At 69.3% G+C, this 20,557-nt stretch carries 19 protein-coding genes; 12 read left to right on the top strand and 7 right to left on the bottom strand.

What is annotated here, in order from left to right:
* The first annotated feature begins 91 nt into the window (after positions 1-91).
* From H5V45_RS04875 to efeB, 4 genes are all read left to right on the top strand, one after another.
* Complete coding sequence (locus H5V45_RS04875) at positions 92-808, top strand: DsbA family oxidoreductase (RefSeq protein ID WP_185251902.1); 717 nt, start codon at positions 92-94, stop codon at positions 806-808.
* Between the two features lie 111 nt (positions 809-919).
* Positions 920-1,801, top strand: coding sequence for an iron uptake transporter permease EfeU (gene efeU / locus H5V45_RS04870; RefSeq protein WP_185251901.1), 882 nt, complete (start codon positions 920-922; stop codon positions 1,799-1,801).
* Positions 1,802-1,844: 43 nt separating this feature from the next.
* Positions 1,845-2,999 (top strand): iron uptake system protein EfeO, encoded by a 1,155-nt coding sequence (efeO, locus tag H5V45_RS04865; RefSeq protein ID WP_185251900.1) that lies wholly within the window; start codon positions 1,845-1,847, stop codon positions 2,997-2,999.
* Entirely contained in the window at positions 2,996-4,297 is a 1,302-nt protein-coding gene (gene efeB / locus H5V45_RS04860; protein WP_221634215.1) for an iron uptake transporter deferrochelatase/peroxidase subunit, read from the top strand. Before efeO ends, efeB begins: the two co-directional genes overlap by 4 nt.
* Positions 4,298-4,679: 382 nt before the next feature.
* Here the strand turns inward: efeB and H5V45_RS04855 are convergent, their stop codons facing one another.
* From H5V45_RS04855 to H5V45_RS04845, 3 genes are read right to left on the bottom strand one after another with little or no spacing between them, the layout of a single operon-like run.
* Positions 4,680-5,075: a PPOX class F420-dependent oxidoreductase gene (locus H5V45_RS04855; protein WP_185251899.1), complete on the bottom strand. Its 396-nt coding sequence runs from the start codon at positions 5,073-5,075 to the stop codon at positions 4,680-4,682.
* 16 nt (positions 5,076-5,091) lie between these two features.
* Positions 5,092-5,676 (bottom strand): hypothetical protein, encoded by a 585-nt coding sequence (locus H5V45_RS04850; RefSeq protein ID WP_185251898.1) that lies wholly within the window; start codon positions 5,674-5,676, stop codon positions 5,092-5,094.
* Positions 5,677-5,691: 15 nt separating this feature from the next.
* The gene (locus H5V45_RS04845) at positions 5,692-7,266 is read right to left on the bottom strand and encodes an ABC-F family ATP-binding cassette domain-containing protein (RefSeq protein WP_185251897.1); all 1,575 of its coding nucleotides are present in this window, start codon (positions 7,264-7,266) and stop codon (positions 5,692-5,694) included.
* A gap of 278 nt (positions 7,267-7,544) precedes the next feature.
* On the opposite strand from H5V45_RS04845, the gene serA reads away from it, so the two are divergent.
* Positions 7,545-9,143: a phosphoglycerate dehydrogenase gene (gene serA / locus H5V45_RS04840; protein WP_343061420.1), complete on the top strand. Its 1,599-nt coding sequence runs from the start codon at positions 7,545-7,547 to the stop codon at positions 9,141-9,143.
* A gap of 59 nt (positions 9,144-9,202) precedes the next feature.
* On the opposite strand, the gene H5V45_RS04835 is transcribed toward serA, so the two are convergent.
* On the bottom strand, positions 9,203-10,015 hold the full coding sequence (locus tag H5V45_RS04835; RefSeq protein WP_185251896.1) for a hypothetical protein: 813 nt from the start codon (positions 10,013-10,015) through the stop codon (positions 9,203-9,205).
* A gap of 289 nt (positions 10,016-10,304) precedes the next feature.
* Between H5V45_RS04835 and H5V45_RS04830 the strand changes: the two genes are divergently transcribed.
* On the top strand, positions 10,305-10,727 hold the full coding sequence (locus H5V45_RS04830) for a hypothetical protein (RefSeq protein ID WP_185251895.1): 423 nt from the start codon (positions 10,305-10,307) through the stop codon (positions 10,725-10,727).
* A gap of 79 nt (positions 10,728-10,806) precedes the next feature.
* Positions 10,807-11,829, top strand: a complete 1,023-nt coding sequence (locus H5V45_RS04825; protein ID WP_185251894.1) for a hypothetical protein — start codon at positions 10,807-10,809, stop codon at positions 11,827-11,829.
* Between the two features lie 63 nt (positions 11,830-11,892).
* On the opposite strand, the gene H5V45_RS04820 is transcribed toward H5V45_RS04825, so the two are convergent.
* On the bottom strand, positions 11,893-12,870 hold the full coding sequence (locus H5V45_RS04820; protein ID WP_185251893.1) for a hypothetical protein: 978 nt from the start codon (positions 12,868-12,870) through the stop codon (positions 11,893-11,895).
* Between the two features lie 305 nt (positions 12,871-13,175).
* Between H5V45_RS04820 and H5V45_RS04815 the strand changes: the two genes are divergently transcribed.
* Positions 13,176-14,870, top strand: coding sequence for a hypothetical protein (locus H5V45_RS04815; protein ID WP_185251892.1), 1,695 nt, complete (start codon positions 13,176-13,178; stop codon positions 14,868-14,870).
* Positions 14,871-14,960: 90 nt separating this feature from the next.
* On the opposite strand, the gene yczR is transcribed toward H5V45_RS04815, so the two are convergent.
* Complete coding sequence (gene yczR / locus H5V45_RS04810; RefSeq protein WP_185251891.1) at positions 14,961-16,397, bottom strand: MocR-like transcription factor YczR; 1,437 nt, start codon at positions 16,395-16,397, stop codon at positions 14,961-14,963.
* 62 nt (positions 16,398-16,459) lie between these two features.
* On the opposite strand from yczR, the gene yczE reads away from it, so the two are divergent.
* The gene (gene yczE / locus H5V45_RS04805) at positions 16,460-17,155 is read left to right on the top strand and encodes a membrane protein YczE (RefSeq protein ID WP_185251890.1); all 696 of its coding nucleotides are present in this window, start codon (positions 16,460-16,462) and stop codon (positions 17,153-17,155) included.
* On the opposite strand, the gene H5V45_RS04800 is transcribed toward yczE, so the two are convergent.
* Entirely contained in the window at positions 17,129-17,695 is a 567-nt protein-coding gene (locus H5V45_RS04800; RefSeq protein ID WP_185251889.1) for an O-methyltransferase, read from the bottom strand. The two genes, yczE and H5V45_RS04800, sit on opposite strands and share 27 nt — an antisense overlap.
* Positions 17,696-18,102: 407 nt before the next feature.
* On the opposite strand from H5V45_RS04800, the gene H5V45_RS04795 reads away from it, so the two are divergent.
* From H5V45_RS04795 to H5V45_RS04785, 3 genes are all read left to right on the top strand, one after another.
* Positions 18,103-18,240 (top strand): hypothetical protein, encoded by a 138-nt coding sequence (locus H5V45_RS04795; RefSeq protein ID WP_185251888.1) that lies wholly within the window; start codon positions 18,103-18,105, stop codon positions 18,238-18,240.
* A gap of 10 nt (positions 18,241-18,250) precedes the next feature.
* Positions 18,251-19,339: a 3-isopropylmalate dehydrogenase gene (locus H5V45_RS04790; RefSeq protein WP_185251887.1), complete on the top strand. Its 1,089-nt coding sequence runs from the start codon at positions 18,251-18,253 to the stop codon at positions 19,337-19,339.
* A gap of 78 nt (positions 19,340-19,417) precedes the next feature.
* Positions 19,418-20,491, top strand: a complete 1,074-nt coding sequence (locus tag H5V45_RS04785; RefSeq protein ID WP_185251886.1) for a branched-chain amino acid aminotransferase — start codon at positions 19,418-19,420, stop codon at positions 20,489-20,491.
* Positions 20,492-20,557: the final 66 nt, after the last annotated feature.

Genomic DNA, 20,557 nt, shown 5'->3' with positions numbered 1-20,557 from the left:
CTGCAGATGCGCCGACTCGCCCTGTTCTTGCTGCAGATGCGCCGACTCGGCAGCCGGGAACATCGGGCGGCCGGCCTCGGTTGAGCCAGACATGCGTATCGAGATCTGGTCCGACGTCGTCTGCCCGTGGTGCTACATCGGCAAGCGGCGCCTCGAGACCGCCCTGGCCGGCTTCGCCCACGCCGACGAGGTCGAGGTGGTCTACCGCTCCTTCGAGCTGGACCCCAGCGCCCCGCACCACGGTCACGAGCTGACCACGCCGGTGCTCGCGCGGAAGTACGGCCGCAGCGAGGCCGAGATGCGCCAGATGCAGCAGCAGCTGGTCGCCACCGCGGCCGAGGAGGGGCTGGCCTTCCGGCTCCTCGAGAACGTCCACACCAACACGATCGACGCGCACCGCATCCTGCACCTCGCGCTCGAGACCGGTGGCCCCGCGCTGCAGCGCGACCTCAAGGAGGCCCTGCTGGCGGCGTACTTCGTGAACGCCGAGGACATCGGCGACCACGACGTGCTCCGCCGAGCGGCGACCACGGCCGGCCTCGACGAGGCCCGGGTCACCGAGGTGCTCGAGAGCGACGAGTTCGCCGGCGCCGTCCAGGCCGACATCGCGCAGGCGCGGGCGTACGGCGCCACGGGCGTGCCCTTCTTCGTCATCGACCAGGCGTACGGCGTCAGCGGGGCGCAGCCGGCCGAGGCGTTCAGCCAGGTGCTGGACCAGGCCTGGGCCGCCAGCCACCCGGTCCTCGACATGGTCGCCAGCCCGGCCGGTGGCGGCGAGACCTGCGGGCCAGACGGCTGCGCGATCTGACCCTCGCCGGGGGGACCGGAGTGTGACCCACACCCCGTTCCCGCGGCGGCACGGCAGGTGTAAGGTGAGGCACGCCTAACTAAGCATTGCCTCACTCCGACAAGGACTGCCGTGTTCGCGAACTACTTGATCGGGCTCCGCGAGGGCCTCGAGGCCGCGCTTGTCGTGAGCATCCTGGTCGCCTACCTCGTGAAGTCCGACCGTCGCCACCTGCTCGGCCGGATCTGGCTCGGCGTGGCGGTCGCGATCTGCGTCAGCCTCGCCTTCGGTGCCGTCCTGACCTTCGGCCCGCGCGGCCTCACCTTCACCGCCCAGGAGGCGATCGGCGGCTTCCTGTCGCTCATCGCCGTGGTCTTCGTGACCTGGATGATCTTCTGGATGGCCCGCGCCGCGCGCGCGATGGGCGGCGAGCTCCGCGGCCAGATCGACAAGGCCGCCGAGGGCAGCCGCTGGTCGCTCGCGCTGGTCGCCCTGCTGGCCGTGGGCCGCGAGGGCCTCGAGACCGCGCTGTTCCTCTGGGCCGCGACGCAGGCCGGCACCCGTGAGGCCGCCGGCGCCGTCACCCCGACCTGGGAGCCCCTGCTCGGCGCGTTCCTCGGTCTCGGCACGGCCGTCGTCCTCGGCTACCTGATCTACCGCGGCGCCATCTCGATCAACCTGTCGCGCTTCTTCACGTGGACCGGCGCGTTCCTCATCGTGGTCGCGGCCGGCGTCCTGTCGTACGGCATCCACGACCTGCAGGAGGCCGGCATCCTGCCCGGCCTCAACCGCATCGCCTTCGACGTCTCCGGCACCATCGACCCGAGCACGTGGTACGCCACGCTCCTCAAGGGCGTCTTCAACTTCTCGCCCGTCACGACCGTGCTCGAGGCCGTCGCCTGGGTCGCGTACGCCGTCCCGACGATGACCCTGTTCATCCTCGGCGTCCGCCGCCGCGCCACCCCGGCGCCGCAGCAGCCGGCCGCCCCCGCGCCGGCCACCGCGTCGCACTGACCGTCCCCTGACCGCCACCGCTTCCCCGACCCCGAGGATCCCGATGCGCTTCCCCCTGCTCGTCGCCGCGCTGATCGCCGCGCCCGTGCTGACCGCCTGCACCGAGAACGCCACCACCCAGGCCGGCGACGGCGACCGCAGCATCACCGTCAGCTCCACCGACGACGCCTGCAAGGTCTCCTCGACGAAGGCACCCTCGGGCACCCTGACCTTCCAGATCACCAACGACGGCTCGAAGGTCACGGAGTTCTACCTCTACGCCGAGGACGGACAGCGCATCGTCGCCGAGGTCGAGAACGTCGGCCCCAACCTCTCCCGCGAGCTCACGGTCAGCGCCGCCGCCGGCACCTACGTCACCGCGTGCAAGCCGGGCATGGAGGGCAAGGGCATCCGCGCCGACTTCACGGTGACCGACAGCGGCGCCAAGGTGGCCGCGCAGAGCGACGACGAGCAGGTCCAGCTCGCGCAGAAGGCGTACGCCGACTGGGTGCGTGACGAGTCCGCGCAGCTCCTCACCGGCACGGCGCAGTTCGTGGCGGCGTACAAGGCGGGCGACGACGACAAGGCCCGCAACCTCTACCCCCGCGTCCGCACCCACTGGGAGCGCATCGAGACCGTCGCCGAGTCCTTCGGCGACCTCGACCCGAAGATGGACGCCCGCGAGGCCGACCTCGAGCCCGGCCAGAAGTGGACCGGCTGGCACCGCCTCGAGAAGGACCTCTGGCCGGCCCGCGCCGACGAGTACACCGCCCTGACGATGAAGCAGCGCGCGACGTACGCCGACGACCTCCTCGCCAACACCGAGACGCTCGACGGCCGGATCAAGAAGCTCGAGTTCACGATCGACCAGATCGCCAACGGCTCCCGCGGGCTGCTCGAGGAGGTCGCGAAGGGCAAGGTCACCGGCGAGGAGGAGTACTGGTCGCGCACCGACCTCTACGACTTCCAGGCCAACATCGACGGCGCGCACGAGGCCTTCGAGCTGCTCGAGCCGGTCCTGCAGTCGCGCGACCCCGAGCTGGCGAAGACCCTCGACTCCCGCTTCGCCGAGCTGCAGAAGCTGCTCGACGCGCAGCGCCAGGGCGACGGCTTCGTGTCGTACGACGACCTCAGCACCGACCAGGTCAAGCAGCTCGCCGACGCCGTGAACGCGCTGGCCGAGCCGCTGTCCGAGCTCACCGCGGCGGTGCTCTCCTGACCGCCGACGAGCTGCGCGAGGACACCGCGCCCGAGGCCCCGCGCGGCCGCGGGCTCTCCCGGCGTGGGCTGATCGGAGGCGGCGTCGCCGCCGCCGGGGTGGCCGGCGCGTTCGTGGCCGGCCGCGCCAGCGAGGCCAGCCCGGGGGAGAGCCGGGAGGGCGCGGCGTACCCCTTCCGCGGCGACCACCAGGCCGGCATCGTCACCCCCGCCCAGGACCGCCTGCACTTCGCGGCCTTCGACGTCACCACCAAGTCGCGGGCCCAGCTGATCGCGCTGCTCAAGGCCTGGACCGAGGCCGCCGACCGGATGACCCGCGGGCTCGACGCCGGCGCGATCGGCGCCGTCGACGGCGACAGCCGGCTGCCACCCGACGACACCGGCGAGGCGATCGGGCTGCCGCCCGGTGGCCTGACGATCACCTTCGGCGTCGGCCCGGGCCTCTTCCGCGACGCCGACGGCAAGGACCGCTTCGGCCTCGCCGACCGCCAGCCCGAGGCGCTGCAGACCCTCCCGCACTTCCCGGGCGACAACCTCGACCCGGCACGCTCGTACGGCGACCTGTGCGTCCAGGCCTGCGCCGAGGACCCGCAGGTCGCGGTGCACGCGATCCGCAACCTCGCCCGGATCGGCTTCGGCACGGTCGCGGTGCGCTGGTCGCAGCTGGGCTTCGGGCGCACGTCGAGCACCTCGACCGCCCAGACCACGCCCCGCAACCTCTTCGGCTTCAAGGACGGCACCGCCAACGTCAAGGCCCAGGAGGCCGCGGCCCTCGACGAGCACGTCTGGGTCGGCGCCTCCGACGACCCCGCCGCGGGGTGGCTGGCCGGCGGCTCGTACCTCGTCGCCCGCCGCATCAACATGACCATCGAGGTCTGGGACCGCCAGCCGCTGGGCGACCAGGAGGCGTTCATCGGCCGCACCAAGGGCTCCGGCGCCCCGCTCTCCGGCGGCGACGAGTTCACCGAGCCCGACCTTGCCATGCCCGGCAGCGACGGCCCGATCATCCCGAAGGACGCCCACGTCCGCGTCGTCCACCCCGACGAGAACGGCGGCGTCCGCATGCTCCGCCGCGGCTACAACTTCGTCGACGGCACCGACCAGCTCGGCGGCCTCAACGCCGGCCTGTTCTTCCTCGCCTACGTCCGCGACCCGCGCACCCACTTCATCCCCGTGCAGACCCGGATGGCCAAGGTCGACGCGCTCATGGAGTACCTCAAGGTCACCGGCTCCGCCCTCTTCGCCGTCCCGCCCGGCGTCAAGCCGGGGGAGTACGTCGCGCAGTCGCTCTTCGCCTGAGCGTCGTCACCTCGCTGGTCGAGCTCGTCGGGCCCGGACGAGCCGGCTGAGCCAGCGGGACGTCATCGGATACGAGCGCGATAGCCCACGGATCCCATGACGTTACGGGGACCGAGTCGGCTCCCGGTGAGCTCTGTGTGGTGGATTGCTGTCACCTGATGACACTGATCAACCACACAACGGGTTCGTGACGGTCGTTGCGTGACCTCCTCACTCTCCGGAGGCTGGCGCGGGGACAGCGATGAGGGCGGAGTCTGAGGCGCACCGGGCGCGGCTCAGACTCCGCGATCATCGGCGGACCCGGACGAGCCGGCTGAGCCAGCGGGACGTCATCGGTTCCAAGCGCGATAGCCCACGGATCCGATGACGTTACGGGGACCGCTCAGCTGTCGAGCCGCACCAGCACCACGGTGTCGGCGTACGTCTGCCCGGCCTTGCGCTGGCCCATGACCTTGCCCATCACCTTGGTCAGCTTGGTCATGAAGCCGTACTTCGCGCGCACCTTGGCGTGCACCTCGTCGAAGAGGCGGCCCGACTGCACCATCTCGGCCTCGCCGGTGATCAGCGGGAAGCCGTCCTTGACGTTGCCGCGGACGTCGGAGGCCTGCACGGTGACCTTCGGGTTGTTCTTGAGGCGCTTGGTCTTGCCGCTGCCCATCGCGGTCCAGAAGCCGACCCGCCCGTCGCTGACGGGGACCACCCACGTCGGCGAGCTGACGGGGTCGCCGTTCTTGCGGAAGGTCGTGAAGGACATGTACTTCTCGTCGCCGATGGCCATGCGCAGAGCCTAGGGCTCAGGAGGGCTCGCCGGGATGATCGCGCAGCGACGGTGTGGTCAGGCTGGCGAGCGCCTCGCGCGTCCGGTCGTCCTTCGGCAGACCGGGGTTGCGGGCCAGGCTGGGCTGCAGGATGCGGAGCACGTCGGTGATGTCGGCGACCCAGGGCGTGCTGACCGACATCGTGAGCTCGCCCTGGCGGCGGACCAGCACCTTCCAGGTCCCCGACAGCGAGGCGTTGAACGACGGCGGCTTGTAGGTCAGCTCGGCGGTGGTCGGCTCGTCGAGCGAGATCACCTGCTCGCGCCCGACGAACCGCTGGTGCAGCGTGTTGTCGGTGGTGTCGACCCAGGTCCGGTTGGTCCACGCCGCCGCGGCGCCCACGATCGTCGCGGCCGCGATCAGCACGAGGGCGGCCAGCTGGGCGGCGTACGCCCAGCCCCACTCGACTTCGCCGCGCAGCCAGTAGACGGGCTGGTAGAGCAGCGCCAGCGTGAACAGCCCCGCCACCACCCCGAAGATCGGCTTCATGACGGGCAGCGGCGCCAGCACCGCGCTGCGCCCGGGCACCGGCGCGGCCGTCGGCTCGAGAGGCTCGCTCATGCGCACGAGCATCCCTCAGGCCGTCGGCTCGATCGAGCGCTCCACGCCGATGTCGGCCAGGAAGCCCGCGTCGTGGCTCGCGACCAGCAGCGCGCCGCGGTACGACGCCAGCGCCGAGACCAGGGCGTCGTACGACGCGAAGTCCAGGTTGTTGGTCGGCTCGTCGAGCAGCAGCAGCTGCGGGGCCGGATCCGCCAGCAGGAGCGAGGCCAGGGTCGCCCGGAAGCGCTCGCCGCCGGACAGCTCGCCGACCGGGTGGTCGGCGGCCCCGCCGCGGAAGAGGAAGCGGGCGAGCGAGGCCCGGACCGTGTTCGGCTCGGCGCTGGGTGCGGCGGCCGCGACGTTCTCGTAGACCGTCAGTCGGTCGTCCAGCACGTCGAGCCGCTGGGGCAGCAGCGCCACCGGGACGTGGGTCGTCACACCGCCCGACTCGGGGTCGAGCCGGCCCGCGATGGTGTGGAGCAGCGTCGTCTTGCCCGACCCGTTCGGCCCGACGACCGCGATCCGGTCGGGCCCGTGCACCTCGAGCTCGACGGCGGCGCCGGTGCGCAGCACCAGGTCCTGGGTGGTCACCACGACGCGGCCGCGGGGGACTGCGGTGCCGGGCAGGTCGACCCGGATCTCACGGTCCTCGCGCAGCCGGGTCTCGGCGCCAGTGAGCCGCTCGCGGGCGGCGGCGAGCCGGTCGGCGTGGGTCTGGCGGTACTTCGCGGACGACTTCTCGGCGCGGTTCGTCTTGAAGTCGATCGCGCCCTTGCCGAGCCCGCTGCTCGCCTCGGCCCGCTTCGCGACCCTCTTGCGCTGGGCCAGGACCAGCTCGGCCTGGATCACGTCGTTGCGCTGACGTCGTACCTCCGACCTCGCCGTGGTCACCGCCTGGCGCGCCGCCTCCTGCTCGGCGTCGACCTGCTCGGCGTACGCCGTGTAGCCGCCGCCGTACCACCGCACCGCGCCGTCGCGGAGGTCGCCGATCCGGTCCATCCGCTCGAGCAGCTCGCGGTCGTGGCTGACCACGAGCAGGGTGCGGCTCCAGCCCTCGACGACGGCGTAGAGGCGCTCGCGGGCGGCGGCGTCGAGGTTGTTGGTGGGCTCGTCGAGGAGGAGTACGTCGGGGCGCTCGATCAGCAGCCGGGCCAGCCCGAGCTGCGTGACCTCGCCGCCCGAGAGCTCGCCGAGGTGCCGGTCGAGGACGTCGGCCGGGAGCCCCAGGCGGGCCAGCTCGGCCGCGGCGCGGTCCTCGACGTCCCACGCGTCGCCGATGGTGTCGAAGAGCCCGGCGTCGGTCGAGCCGGCCTCGAGCGCATGCAGCGCCCGGCGTACCTCCCCGATCCCGAGGAAGTCCTCGACGCGCTGGGCGACGTCGAGCGTCAGGTCCTGCGGCAGGTAGCCGACCTCGCCCGCCACGCCGACGTGCCCGCTTGTCGGGGCCAGCGCGCCGGCGACGAGGCGGAGCAAGGTGGACTTGCCGGACCCGTTGACGCCCACGAGTCCGGAGCGGCCGGGCGGGACGAGCAGGTCGAGGCCGTCGAGGACGGTGGTGCCGTCGGGCCAGGCGAAGCCGACGGAGGACAGGGTGATGGCAGCAGGCATGAGGTCTCCCCGGATGGGATCTGAGGTGCGTGAGGAGCGCCGGGAGCCCGTGGGCTGCGACCGGCGCGGGTGCCAGGGACTGGCGAGGGGCGCGACCTCAGAGGTTCAAGGGACCTGCCGTGGTGAGGGGATGTGACCCGGCGACGGTAGGCGCTCCCGGGCCGCGGACGCCACCGGTTTTCGTCACCTCGTGGGGGTAGAGTTCCCGGTCCGGGCACAGCGTCGTGCAGGACCGGTCACCGGTCATCTCCGCCATCGACGACCACCGAGGACACACCGTGATCAAGCCCCTCGACCGCCCTGTCGTGCTGATCGCCGAGGAGCTCAGCCCCGCGACCGTCGAGGCGCTCGGGCCGGACTTCGAGATCCGCAGCTGCGACGGCGCGGACCGTGCGGCCCTGCTCGCCGCGATCGTGGACGCCGACGCGCTCCTGGTCCGCTCGGCGACCAAGGTGGACGCCGAGGCGCTCGCTGCCGGGTCGCGCCTCAAGGTGGTCGCCCGCGCCGGGGTCGGCCTCGACAACGTCGACGTCCGTGCCGCCACCCAGGCCGGAGTGATGGTCGTGAACGCCCCGACCTCCAACATCGTCTCCGCCGCCGAGCTCGCCGTCGCGTTGATGCTCGCCGCGGCCCGCCACGTCTCGCCGGCGCACGCCGCGCTGCGGGGCGGGGAGTGGAAGCGCTCGCGCTACACCGGCATCGAGCTGTACGAGAAGACCGTCGGCATCGTCGGCCTCGGCCGGATCGGCGTCCTCGTGGCGCAGCGGCTGTCGGCGTTCGGCATGAAGGTGATCGCCTACGACCCGTACGTTCAGGCCGGCCGCGCCGCCCAGATGGGCGTCCGCCTCGTCGACCTCGACACCCTGCTCGCGGAGTCCGACTTCATGTCGGTGCACCTGCCCAAGACCCCCGAGACCGTCGGCCTGATCGACGCCGAGGCGCTGACCAAGGTCCGCCCGCACCTCGTGCTGGTGAACGCCGCGCGCGGGGGGATCGTCGACGAGGCAGCGTTGTACGCCGCGCTGAAGGAGGGCCGGATGGCCGCCGCCGGCCTCGACGTCTTCGCCCAGGAGCCGTGCGTCGACAGCCCGCTCTTCGAGCTCGAGAACGTCGTCGCCACCCCGCACCTCGGTGCCTCCACCGACGAGGCCCAGGAGAAGGCCGGCATCGCGGTCGCCAAGTCCGTCCGTCTCGCGCTGTCGGGCGAGCTGGTCCCCGACGCCGTGAACGTCCAGGGCGGCGTGATCGCCGAGGACGTCCGCCCCGGCATCCCGCTCACCGAGAAGCTCGGCCGCGTCTTCACCGGCATCGCCGGCTCGGTCGCCGAGTCCATCGACGTCGAGGTCCGCGGCGAGATCACCGACTACGACGTCAAGGTGCTCGAGCTGGCCGCCCTCAAGGGCGTCTTCACCGACATCGTCGAGGAGCAGGTGTCCTACGTGAACGCCCCGCTCCTCGCGGCCGAGCGCGGCTGCGCCGTACGCCTCGTCGCGAGCTCCGAGAGCCCCGACCACCGCAACCTGATCACGATCCGCGGCACCCTCGCCGACGGCTCCCAGGTCTCGGTCAGCGGCACCCTGATCGGCATCCACCAGAAGGAGCGGCTCGTCGAGGTCAACGGCTTCGACGTCGACATCGAGCCCACCGAGCACCTCGCGTTCTTCCACTACGAGGACCGCCCCGGCATGGTCGGCACCGTCGGCGGCATCCTCGGCGCGGCCGGCGTCAACATCGCCGGCATGCAGGTCGCCCGCGACGGCAAGGGCGGCAACGCCCTCGTCGCCCTCTCCGTCGACACCGCCATCCCCACCGAGGCGCTCGCGGAGATTCAGGTCGCGATGGATGCGATCTCCGTGCGGGCCGTCGACCTAGTCTGAAGATTGCGGCTCTTCGGGTCACCAACCCCGGTCAACTTCACATCCCGGACTGCGCGGGCCTATTCGATCTCGTGGATGTCCTTGCCATCGATGACTTCGTTGAACTTGGCTGCGAACTCAGCGTTCAGCTCCAGCTCGCCGTCCAACTCGCCGTTCAGGTTCTTCATCAGGGTGTCCGCCAGTCGGTTCCCCATGGGTCGGAACGTCACGTAAGTAAGGCTCCCGGAGACGACGCCTCCGACGATCGGCACTGCTTTGGTAATGGTCTTCTCCACAGTTTTCTTGGTGACCTGCTTTCCGACAAGCGCACCGACCTTCTTCACCAATGGGTACCAAGCGGTCTTGGTCAGCGCCTGCGCCGCGACCTTCTTACCGAGGTTTGATCCCACCTGCTTCGAAGTTTGCGACACCAGTGCTGCTGCCCCGGCAGCACCGAACATGGCCCCTAGATAGGCGATCACCCTGATCTGAGCGGCCTCGGACAGTTGCCCGCCACCGTCGAACAGTTCGTCCTCCCCGAACAGATAGGCGATTTGCTGAGCCAAGTTGATGGCGAAACCGAAGTACTGCGCGACGTCTACCCCACCCGCAGCAACCATGACTGCGGGGTTGCCGGGCAAGCCAGTCGCGAACGAAGCGAGAGAAGTTTTCGCGGCGCTACTCCTGATGATCGAGTCGGCTCGCTTACGTAATGACTCGGCGGTGTAAACGGCTTGGGGACCGCTCAGAAGAATCACGTCGAGGTGCGGTGAGCCCGCGAACTGCCTGCGAAGGAACTCTTCACGGTCAACTCGTACAACAGGCAGTTTGGAGACCGCTCCGATCGTCTGCAGGGTTGTGGCATAGAGCTTGTCTTGAGACTGGTGATTCATGCCGGAAGACTAGTTGGCATGGCGACATTCGACGGCACGGTCGCGGATCCGCAACGAGGAGGCCGAACGGCGGGGAAGGCGGACGCAACTTGGCATGGGTCAGCCCGCCGGGCGGGATGAACCCATGATGAAGTCGTCGATGCACACGCTCGGTCAAATAGGCCTTGGGTCATAAGCGGATGGAAGGACGCGGCTCGTGAACGCCCGGACCGCGGCCACATCTGGTGAGTCAGTGGCCCAAGCATAGCGACCCCCGCCGCTCTCCGAGGATAGGTAGCCTCAGCACACGATGGATGACTCTTGGCCTGCCTTCTTCGCCGGCTTGGCCGTGCTCGCAGTAGCAGCACTCGCAGCCTGGTTCTGGAGGCCCACGCGCGTGCGACTGCAACGTTGGTGGATTCGCGGTACGGCCGAAGCCGATGAAGCGGCGGCGGATGCCGAAAATGAGCAGATGCATACGCTCCGCGAGCAGGTCCCAGAGCGCGCGCGGAAAGTCGGTAAGCCAATGCCCGTGAGCTCGTCCGGCAATCGGGTCACCTACGCCGACGGGCACACGACCACGTACATCGCTGACTTTCAGCAGTACCGACGCGCCATGGAGAGCGGCCGCGTCGATATCATGCGCACCGTCAACAAGGTGCCACCAACCCCCCTCAGCCGCCGCGACCGTGCCTGGCTTGAGAAGTGGCTGGCTGACAACCCGGAACCGTGAGCGAGTGGCCACGGTTTCTCCGCATCACTGGGCGAACTGTCACCAGTTGCGTCGTCTCATCGAGACGGCAGAATGAATCATGACCAAGCCCACGGGACCGACCTTCAAGTACGACGTAGAGCACGCGCTGACAGTTAGTTGTGACTGGGCCGGGATCCTGTCGCCTGCTCAACTCGAATCGGTGAGTCACGAGCCAGATCTACCTGTGTGCAACTTGTATCTGATTGGAAGGCGACCTCGGCTAACGATCGATGCCGCCTCCTGGTTCTGCGACGAGGAGAAGGTTGCGTTTGAGGTCGTTGCTGACGACGGTCAGGGTGCCTCTACATCGGTGCATCTCGAAGGCCCGAACCCCTTCGGGGGGCTAGTCGTCAATGCGAGCTCCAATGCTGCCCAAACCATGATCGAGTTTCATGACCACGAGGGACACCTCGTTATGGGCGCACCGAGCGGCATGTGGGCTTCGATGTACCTCCAGCTCACGATGCCGGGCACAACTCGGATGGAGGCGACTGCTGTAGACGAGTCGATCATTGACCTCGACGTTGTCTACGTGGGGCAGTCAATGGATCAGGGGGGCGCTGTCGAGCGCCGGCTCTTGAACCATGCGACCCTGCAAAGGGTGATGGCGGAGACCAGTCAGACTACACCTCATCTTGAAGTTTGGATCGTCTTGATGCAGTTCGCGACCTACAACAAAGTGAGCAACTTCGGCCCTTGGGTGGGAGCCCTCGGTACCGAGGAAAGCCGCCAGCACTTGAGCCGCGTGCACGAAACTGACCTGACGACTGCTGAGCTAACGGCCCTTTCGGAGGCCGCGTTGATTCGGTACTTCCAGCCGCTGTACAACAAGACTTTCAAGGACCACTTCCCCGCCCCCCTGCATAAGACCTACAGGACCGTCTACGACCTTGACTACAACGCGGTTGGTATCGACTTCGAGAGCCTGACGACGATCGGCACCAGGCTCGGCAGCCAAGTCGTCTCGCCAACCTTTGTCCACACGGGTCTGTTCGCCATGCACTCGCCCACGCAGAGACGGCGACTGTTGGATTTGTTTGAACAAGAGACCGGCGTCGATGCGCTCTATATCCACCGGTAACTGGCGCCGACCGACTCGCGGCGGAATGACTGTGAGGATCGCGGCTGATCGGACACGGTCTGGTCATTCCTGGTCGTCGCGCTCGTATCCGCGGGGGTAACCGACCTCTTTCATCGTCTCCGCGCTTGCTGGCTTACCGCTTTCAGGTTCGGTCCACTCAATGTCACCCCGGGGAGCCCTTGCCGGCGCCGTGCCGTGGCCGCGCGCGTCGCACTCGGCCTTGTAACCATCGCTGAGGAGGTCCTGTTTGCGGGAGGTGCCGGTGCAGTCGTACTCGTACACCGCTACTTCACAAGCGATGAAGATCTCCATCATCTTTAGGCGTTCAGTAAAGTTCCATCGGCGCCAGAAGGGTGATCGCGACCAGTTGAGCACCTCCGGGTCGATGCCGAACCGTGGGTTGAGTTTCACGACCATGTCAGGCGTCCAATCGCGGACCGTGAGACGGACGCAGTCGGCACTTCCGCCGTCGATGATGCGTTCGCCGAATTGGATGGTTGCGCGCGTGCCGGGTGGGAGGCCTACGACGGGCCTGAGGTCAGCGATGTAAGAGGTCATTGCGTTGGGTCGGCGGTGGCGGTCGTCCCGTGCGAGGCGGTTCACCCAGCCCAGGTAGTTCGCGTCGACGTCGCTGTTGCAGGGCTGCATCTGGTGGAGCATCTGCCGATGGTGGTCGGCTAGACCGTTGAGCCGGTACAGGTTCTTCGTCCAGGCGTCCTCGGAGTCGTAGATCGGATACTGGAGGACATGCTCCTTCGGAGGCGGGATCGTGCCAGCCACATGAGCGGCGGTTGCCCAGATGACGTGGTCGAGGGTTGCGCGGAGGTTGTACAGCCATTCGCCGATGAGGATCCCGAGTTCGGCGGGGACGGGGGTGTCCTGGGTGACGCGGACGACGTAGGTGCCGTCTTGGTTATCGATGATGGTGTAGCCATATGGATGCGGTGCGAGGTACTCGTTCCAAAGCTCGGTGCCGGCTCTGCGGTGTTCGGCCGCGCGGTCGAGGCGCTGCCAGCAGCCGTCGAATAAGTCATCGGACATGTGTTCCAGTTTGACTGTGAGTTCCGACACCGGGCGCAAACTCGTGCTTTCGGAGGGTGCCCACGGCCGATCGCCGAGGATGCCCATCGACGGATCCGGAGCTATCGCTGCAGTCAGACGCCTGAGAGTGCCGAACTTCGGATGTAGTTGAGGTGAGCCCGGCCGGGTCGTTCCTCAACATCGACTGCCGCGACCTCCCCGTTGTGATCTGGGCTGGCGCATCGATGTCGGTACCGTTGTTTACGGTGGACTTATGCAGAGTCAAGCGTCGTGCGCCGGGGTCGTGACATCAGTTGCCTGAACCGATGCCCGGGTTCCCTCGCATCCCGGGGTACGAGCTCAGTAGCGAACCGACCCTGGCCTCAGAGTGGGCAGCACCCGCGCGCGCCTACCCGGGCGACTTGTGGCCCGCCGAACTGCTGCGCCGTGTCCGATCAGACCCGTCGGACTGGCTGATCGTCGAAGAGCACTTCTACCGCGACGATCAGTACGGCGGCACGCACAGCATCATGATCGAGCCCACCGCACGCGAAGCCGTCCTGGACGACACCCGCTGGTCAGGTCACCATTCGGTCGGCTCAGTGGAGGTGTGGGCCGATGGCCGGTTCACGGACGGCCTAGTCGCCGGCCCGAACCCGGTGCAGCCGAGCATGCACTTCTTCACTGCGGTCCGCGAGCACCATCGACTCGTCGATCCGAGCTTCGAGATCACCCCGGTGTTTCTCTGGTACTGGGATGCGTTCCAAACAGCTGGAGGCTGGTCGTACCTCAACGCGGCCGGCCGCGACGTGGAGCTCATCCGCACCACGATGGGAGCCGAGAGCTGGAAGGTAGAGATCGCCGCCCTCGAGCTCCGCACCTTCTTGGCCGAGGCAGGGCGCGAACTCCTCGTTCAGATGGACTACACCACCCTGAAAGAGCATCCGTCGTTCGACCGAGTAGACCATCGGTTCCATGCAGGGGGTGCCCGTTTCGATTGGTTTGCGTTGCACGACGACAGCATCGGGGGGCATCCGGCGTTCTCGAACCTGATGGGCAAGTACGTCATCGCCGGATCAATCACCTCTCGTCGGCGCCGTATTGACGAACGAACCGAACCCAAGAAGTACGGCGAGTACATCTACGGACTCGACTCCGAAACGGGCCGCCCCTTGACCCATACCAGCGACCCCTCCCAGCTTGGCGACTTTCGCGACTCGACGCGGCTTCCCGGGCTCACCCCGGTGTACTTCTCACGCGAGGTTCTCGCCCGGTACACCGCTGAGCCGCGCCGCTACAGCCTGAGTTCCAGCCGCCTTGCGTGCCTTGACCTATGGGGCCTCGACTTCTCAACGAACACCGCTGGCCTCATCGAGGTCTATCTCGAAGAGATCGGCTCTCTTCCGACTGGAGAGCAGGCACACTGGCTGGCGCACAACGTCCTCCCGGCCGGAGAGATGGACGAAGGGCGTTTCCGTCGCGACTTCCTCAACCAAATAGTCACGTCGCCAGATCCGCAAGGCGACCTGCGCCGGTGCCGCACGAGGGCCGCTGATGCCACCCGGGTGCTGCTCGGCGCTGCGGTCTGGAGGTCGTTGGACGCTCAGACCAGTGCAGAGTTCGAGCATCTGTACGGCCCGACCAGTACTGATCCGTCCGCACTGACGGCACCTATCCTCACCCTAACAAAGGCCCTTGTGGACGGCATCGACTCGTCGCCGCTCAAGGCGTTCCTCGGCGGTGCCGAGGCTGGTGAGCAATCCTTGGGGCTCCTGGATCGGTTCGTGCAGAAGATCGGCGGCAGTGCCGACTGCGTCGAACCGTTCCGTGCGCTACAGACGTTCAGGTCTACCGGCGGGATCGCTCACCTGGGCGGGTCCAGCGCCGGAGCAGCCAGGAGCCGCCTCGGCATCGAGGGCCTGGCACCGTTTCCGGCGTTCGTTGTCGTAGTGGAGCAGCTGACCGTTGCACTCGAAAGGATCACTGAGCTCGTCGAAGGTGTCGCCAACGAGGTGAAATGAGTTGCTGCAGGCGATCCGACATGGGGCAGATCGCGGTGTTGCCGCTGCATCGTTCTGGGCGGAAGGACCCGCCGTCGCCCCGTAGCGCCGCTAGGCGACCATGACCCGGGCGGCGCTTCGTCCGGCACCTCCGGCCGACCGGCCGCGGACAGCCAACCAAGCGGCGGCCAGGCGACGTACGGCTTCGGTGAGCTCGTCGGGGCGGCGGGTCCAGGGGATGCGGACGAAGGTGTCGAGACCGCCTTCGGCGGCGAAGACGGGGCCGGGGGCGACGATGACGCCGCGGGTCTCGGCCTCGGCGACGACGGCGGTGGCCGAGGGTGTCGGGAGCTCGCACCAGAGCGCGAGGCCCCCGGTGGGGACGTGGAAGCGCCAGTCCGGGAGGTGCTCGGACACCGCGGCGACCAGGGCGGCACGCTGCTCGCGCAGGCGGACGATGTGATCGGGCAGCACGGGACCGGAAGCGAGTAGCCGGGTCAGGACTAGCTGTTCCATCACCGGGGCGCCCAGGTCGAGGCCGACGCGGGCGCGGGTCAGGCGGTCCATCTGCGCGGCGGGGCAGCGGATCCAGCCGAGGCGGAGGCCGCCCCAGAAGCTCTTGCTGGCGCTGCCGATCGTGATGGTGTCGGGGGCGAACGCGGCGAAGGGGCGGGGCATGGTCTGGCCGTCGAGGGCGAGGGCCTGGTGGGCCTCGTCGACGACGGCGACGGTGCGGGTGCGGCGCAGGTGGGCGGCGTACTCCTCGCGCTGGGCCTCGCTCATCAGGTGCCCGGTGGGGTTCTGGAAGTCGGGGATCAGGTAGGCCAGCCGGGCCGAGGCCTGGCGCAGCGTCGCGCCGGCGGCGTCGAGGTCCCAGCCGTCGGGATCGACGGGGGAGGCGACCAGGCGGGCGCCGGCGCTGCGGATCGCCTGGGTCGCGTTCGGGTAGACCGGCGACTCGACGACCACCCGGTCGCCCCGCGACGTGAACGCCTGCGCCACGATCGATGCCGCGCTCAGCGCCCCCGGCGTCACCATCACCTGCTCGGGGTCGGTGGGCAGGCCGCGGGCGTCGTACGACGCCGCGATCGCGCGCTGCAGCTCGGGGAGGCCGGCGGGGAAGTAGCCGTGGCCGCCGAGGTACGCCGGCAGGTCGGCCGCCGCGTCGGCGTACGCCGCCGCCAGCCCGGGCGGGGCGCCGGCCGCCGCGCAGTTCAGGTCGATCGCCTCGTGGTCGCCGGGGCGGGGCAGCAGCGCCCGGTCGTGGGCGCGGGCCCGGCCGCCGGGCACCCGGGTGAAGGTGCCGGCGCCCTGCCGGGCCTCGGCGTACCCGGCATCCCGAAGCGCGGCGTACGCCCGCGTCACCGTGGTCCGCGAGACCGCCAGCACGTCGGTGAGCTCGCGCTCGCTCGGCAGCCGGGCGCCGAGGCCGATCCGGCCGTCGCCGATCAGGAGGACGAGGGCGTCGGCGAGGCCGGCGTACGCCGGAGAGCGGTCGAAATCGCCGACGAGGGTGGCCACGCGGGCGGCGCTGACGGAGCCGGTCATGCAGGCCACTCTCGCACGATTGGCTATTCGGGAGAAGGCCAATCGGGTGCGAGGATGGGGCCATGACGCAGATCGCCACCGCCCGCCCGGGCCTCACGGACCTCGGCCCGATCGCCCAGCTCCGGGCGGGGAAACTGGTGCGGCGACTGCCCCAGCTGTACGTCGGCCTGGTGCTGTACGGCGTCTCGCTGGGCTGGATGGTGCGTGGTGACCTGGGGCTGGCTCCCTGGGACGTGCTGCACTCCGGCCTGATCCGCCACGTGCCGATCACGCTGGGCCAGGCGGTCGTCGTGATGAGCTTCGTCGTGCTGCTGCTGTGGATCCCCCTGCGGGAGATGCCCGGCCTCGGCACGATCTCCAACGCGCTGGTCGTCGGCTTCTCGGCTGACGCGACCCTGGCGCTGCTCGACCGACCCGACGCACTGGGTGCCCGGGTGGCGCTGATGGTCGGCGGGATCGTGGCGAACGGCGTGGCCAGCGCGCTCTACATCGGCGCTCAGCTCGGGCGTGGTCCGCGCGACGGGCTGATGACCGGCCTGCACCGGCGTACGGGCGTCTCGCTGCGCCTGGTCCGCACCGGGCTCGAGGTCGCCGTCGTCGTGATCGGCCTGCTGCTCGGGGGAGTGGCCGGGCTCGGGACGGTGCTCTACGCGCTGGCGATCGGGCCGCTGACCCAGCTGATGCTGCCGTGGTTCACGGTCGCGGTCGAGGCTCCGGCGGACACCCAGACATCAGCGCTTGGTGGCGATCAGCGCTGACGCGTCGGAGGCGACCATGACCTCGACGGTCGTGAACCGCTCGTCGGTCAGCCACTGCTCGCGCAGGCTGTCCACGCGCCCGTAGGCGATCGGCGGCCACACCTCGCACGGCGTGAAGTCGTCGAGCACGACGATGCCGCCGTCCTCGACCAGGTCGGCGATCGAGTCGACGCCGACGTCGCCCGGCTCGCCCGAGTCGAGGAAGAGCAGGGAGAACGGACCCTTGTCGAGCAGCGTCGACCAGTCCGCGGCCAGCACCTCGACCTGCGGGTCGTCGACGAAGATCTCGGCGGCCGCGGTGGCGAGGCGGGCGTCCAGCTCGGCGCTGATGATCCGGGCCTCGCCCCGCACGCCGCTGCGCAGCCAGGCGGTGCCGACGCCGCAGCCGGTGCCGAACTCGGCCATCGTCCCGCCGCGGGTGGCGGCGAGGGTGGCGAGCAGGCGGCCGGTCTCGTTGCGGCAGAAGGAGACGTACCCGGCCTTGCGGGAGACCGCGAACGCACGGGACACGACGTCCGGGAGGTCGGGAGGAGCGCTCATTCAGTGAGTCTCTCACCTTGGGATTGCTGTCTCGCATCCTGAGCAGTCTGCAAAAGGTGGTGTCGCAGGACGGGGACCTCGTCGTACTGTCGTCGCACCATGCGGAGCGTCTTCGTACTTATCGAGCGCCGCGGCGAGGCTTCTTGAGTGAGGCCACCTCGCCGCTGAGTTTCGGCGTTGACGGCCTCACCACCTCTTGATCGGCTCACCAGCTGATCGCTGCCAGAGACGCCTCCGCGTCGGGATCGCACCCACAGCACGTGCGAGACCCGCAATCCTGATGGTTCTTCTCCCTCATGTGACCCATGAGTCGGACCGGCCCCCGTCGCGGGGCGTCCTGGCCGCACACCTTCCGTGTGCACGACTCATCCGCGCTTCACACCGTTGATCTCGTGAGGAGATTCGCCATGTACGACATGTATCCCGAATGGGGACCCGCCAGCCACCACCCCGAGAACCCCCGCAGTGCCGAGAACATCCGCACGGCCGTCCAGCAGTCGCTTGACCTGCGAGACAACGGCGGCCAGCGCCCCGACGACAACTAGCGTTGCGCTCATGACTTCTGCTCCGGACACCCACCCGCAGGCCGCCACCGGGACGCTCAGGCTCGCCGTGATCCCGGGCGACGGCATCGGTCAGGAGGTGACGGCCGAGGCGCTCAAGGTGCTCGAGGCCGCCGCCCCGGCCGGGGTGAAGTTCGAGCCGACGCGCTACGACCTCGGCGCGGAGCGGTACCTCGCGACCGGCGAGGTGCTGCCCGACTCCGTCCTCGCCGAGATCCGCGAGCACGACGCGATCCTGCTGGGCGCGGTCGGCGGCAAGCCGGGCGACCCGAACCTTCCGCCCGGCATCCTCGAGCGCGGCCTGCTGCTGCGGCTGCGCTTCGAGCTCGACCACTACGTCAACCTGCGTCCGTCGCGGATCTTCCCCGGGGTCACCTCCCCGCTGGCGAACCCCGGCGAGGTCGACTTCGTGGTCGTGCGCGAGGGCACCGAGGGCCCCTACACCGGCAACGGCGGCTCGATCCGGGTCGGCACGCCGCACGAGGTGGCCACCGAGGTCTCGCTCAACACGGCGTACGGCGTGGAGCGGGTCGTCCGCGACGCGTTCGCCCGGGCGCAGCGTCGCCCCCGCCAGAAGCTCACGCTGGTCCACAAGACCAACGTGCTGGTGCACGCGGGCGCTGTGTGGTCGCGCCTGGTGGCGGAGGTGGGGCGCGAGTTCCCCGACGTCACCGTAGACTACCTGCACATCGACGCGGCGACGATCTTCATGACGACCGACCCAGCGCGCTTCGACGTGATCGTCACCGACAACCTCTTCGGCGACATCATCACCGACCTCGCCGGCGCGATCAGCGGCGGCATCGGCCTCGCGGCCTCGGGGAACATCAACCCCGACCGCACCGCCCCGTCGATGTTCGAGCCCGTGCACGGCTCGGCCCCGGACATCGCCGGCCAGCAGATCGCCGACCCGACCGCCGCGATCCTCTCCGCGTCGCTGCTGCTCGACCACCTCGGCCACCCCGAGGCGGCCGCCGTCATCGAGGACGCCGTCGTCGCGGACCTCGCCGAGCGCACGCCGGCGACTACGCGTCGTACCCCCGAGGTGGGCGACGCGATCGCCGCCCGAGTAGCCGGCTAGCCCGGCCCCGCCGACCCGGCGGGCGACGGGCAGACGCCACCCCTCCCAGCTCGCGAAAGGTCGGCTACCGTGCCTCCCATGCAGATCAGCACCACGCAGAACCCGAACCCCGTCGACGACGCCCGCCTGGCCGAGATCCTCGCCAACCCGGGCTTCGGCCAGTTCTTCACCGACCACATGTTCACGGTCGAGTGGACGCCCGAGCAGGGCTGGCACGACGCGCGGATCGAGCCCTACGGCCCGCTCACGATGGACCCGGCGACCGCCGTCCTGCACTACGCGCAGGAGACCTTCGAGGGCATGAAGGCCTACCGCCACGAGGACGGCTCCATCTGGGACTTCCGTCCCGAGGAGAACGCCGCCCGGATGGTGCGCTCCAGCAAGCGGCTGGCCTTCCCCGAGCTGCCGATCGAGGAGTTCGTCCAGGCCGTCGACGCGCTCGTCGAGATCGACCAGCGCTGGGTGCCGGACGCCGCGGGGGAGAAGAGCCTCTACCTGCGCCCGTTCATGATCGCGACCGAGGTCTTCCTCGGCGTCCGCCCGGCCCAGCACGTCACCTTCATGGTGATCGCCAGCCCGGCCGGTGCCTACTTCAAGGGCGGCGTGAAGCCGGTGACGCTCTGGCTCACCGAGGAGTACACCCGCGCCGGCCGCGGCGGCATGGGCGCGGCCAAGACCGGCGGCAACTACGCCAGCTCGCTCGTCGCGCAGCAGGAGGCCACCGCCCACGGCTGCGACCAGGTCGTCTTCCTCGACGGCCAGGACGGGAAGTACGTCGAGGAGCTCGGCGGGATGAACATGTACTTCGTCTTCGACGACGGCTCCATCGTCACCCCCGCCACCGGCACGATCCTCGAGGGGATCACCCGCTCCAGCATCATCGAGCTCGCCGGCAAGCTCGGCCACCAGGTCGAGGAGCGCCGCTTCTCGATCGACGAGTGGCGCGAGGGCGTCGAGTCCGGCCGGATCGTCGAGATCTTCGCCTGCGGCACCGCCGCCGTCGTCACCCCCGTCGGCGCGCTCAAGTGGGAGGGCGGCGAGGTCGCCGCGCCCGCCTCGACCGAGCTGACGATGAAGGTGCGCTCCGCGCTCGTCGACATCCAGTACGGCCGGGCCGAGGACACCTTCGGCTGGATGCACCGGATCGTCTGAGGGCTCGTCCCGGCCGGGAAGTTTCACCGGGTACCCGGTGAAACTGGCGCTCCTGTCACGGAACTC

The organism is Nocardioides luti (assembly GCF_014212315.1).
Lineage (GTDB): Bacteria > Actinomycetota > Actinomycetes > Propionibacteriales > Nocardioidaceae > Nocardioides > Nocardioides luti.
Note: the sequence above shows the minus strand (reverse complement) of the source record. Positions and strands in the feature narration are given on the sequence as shown.